The sequence below is a fragment of the Ochrobactrum sp. SFR4 genome (assembly GCF_019730395.1).
GTDB lineage: Bacteria > Pseudomonadota > Alphaproteobacteria > Rhizobiales > Rhizobiaceae > Pseudochrobactrum.
This window is the reverse complement of sequence record NZ_JAAPBB010000060.1, coordinates 1-985: the sequence shown is the minus strand read 5'-3', so window position 1 is coordinate 985 and position 985 is coordinate 1. Positions and strand designations below refer to the sequence as shown.

At 56.2% G+C, this 985-nt stretch carries 2 protein-coding genes; both read left to right on the top strand.

Annotated features, from left to right (window positions below; all coding sequences use genetic code 11):
• Nucleotides 1–135: 135 nt before the first annotated feature.
• Nucleotides 136–624, top strand: a complete 489-nt coding sequence (locus HBA93_RS17815; RefSeq protein WP_221724180.1) for a DinB/UmuC family translesion DNA polymerase — start codon at nucleotides 136–138, stop codon at nucleotides 622–624.
• Nucleotides 624–878 (top strand): hypothetical protein, encoded by a 255-nt coding sequence (locus HBA93_RS17810; RefSeq protein WP_221724179.1) that lies wholly within the window; start codon nucleotides 624–626, stop codon nucleotides 876–878. Before HBA93_RS17815 ends, HBA93_RS17810 begins: the two co-directional genes overlap by 1 nt.
• Nucleotides 879–985: the final 107 nt, after the last annotated feature.

Below are 985 nucleotides of genomic sequence, written 5' to 3'. Positions count from 1 at the left end.
GGGGGGGGGGGGGGGGGGGGGGGGGGGGGGGGGGGGGGGGGGGGGGGGGGGGGGGGGGGGGGGGGGGGCGGGGGGGGCGGGGGGGGGGGGCGGGGGGGGGGGCGGGGGCGCGGTATGTTTGGTCGGGGCCGTGTGTTGCGCCCTGAGCGCCGGAGCATCAACGGAGCCTATGAGATTGCCCGTCTTCTGCTTGTGAAAGCTGGCAGGCGCTTACGGCGTGAAGAATATTATGCCGAGGCCTTGTGGCTTTGGCTGTCAGTCCGTGACGGCTCATGGTTTCGCATTGTGAAAATGCCAACGGTTAACGATGAGCAAGCCATTATGACAGCCCATAGAATGCTGTGGGATTATGTGCGCCGTGAGCTACCGCGAAACACAACCATATTCCGCGTCGGGATAACCCTTGCCGATCTGAGCCAAGCCAATGCCCGTCAGCTGGATATTTTCAATAACGACGATGTAATCAGGCAGAAGTGGGAAAGAGCCAACGGCGCAATGGATGCGCTGAATGCCAAATACTCCAGCACGATTGTGCACATGGGAGAATGGAAACCACCTGCAGGCGGTCATGTTGGCGGTAAGATCAGTTATGTCCGGATCCCATCGGCAGAGGACTTCTACTGATGGGCAACTGGAAAACAAAATACAAAGTCGGTGATCTATCCGATGATCAAAAACTAGAAATGATCTGCAAAAAATGCAGTCGGCTTGTCTATATCACTAAGTCAACGATCTGCACGGCAAGAGGCCGTGAACAGCTGTATCTGGATGAAATTGAGAACCGTGCCCGATGTAAAGCGCAAGGCTGCAGAGGCCGCATGCGTATGGCCATGTATCGGCTCGATGAAATGTCAGGCTTTGTTGGAGGTTTGGCATGAGCGATGAAACACAGTCCCGCACATCGAAAGGCATGTATATTCATTTTTGCATGCATAAAGGATGCAAAAAGTGGGGAGCTTATGGATTCAAGGGGCGCTACGGCACT